At 52.3% G+C, this 363-nt stretch carries 1 rRNA gene; it reads right to left on the bottom strand.

From position 1 onward, the window contains the following. Positions 1-286: 286 nt before the first annotated feature. A 16S ribosomal RNA gene (locus IZU87_RS17420) occupies positions 287-363 on the bottom strand; the annotation flags it as partial.

Genomic DNA, 363 nt, shown 5'->3' with positions numbered 1-363 from the left:
TGGCTGCCAAGGCATCCACCGTATGCGCTTAATCGCTTGACCATATAACCCCAAGGGGTCTGTCAAGGATTACGAATCTGTCGGACCTCTCCGACATATCGTTTGATAGACATGCGCTTGGCGCACACATCTATCGTCAGCATGATTCACATTGTTAAAGAGCGGCTGTTCAGAGAACAGTGAGAAGCGCGCTCTATGATGAGCACGCTTGCCACTGCCGGCTAAGCCAGCAATAAGATCAGGTAATTCGTTGTGAGCACTTGCCGCGAGCAGTAGACAGTGTCGATAAGGAGGTGATCCAGCCCCAGGTTCCCCTAGGGCTACCTTGTTACGACTTCACCCCAGTCATGAACCACACCGTGG

Origin of the sequence: Cobetia sp. MC34 (assembly GCF_018340035.1) — a bacterium.
Taxonomy (GTDB): Bacteria; Pseudomonadota; Gammaproteobacteria; order Pseudomonadales; family Halomonadaceae; genus Cobetia; species Cobetia amphilecti.
This window is presented reverse-complemented; position numbering and strand designations above follow the sequence as displayed.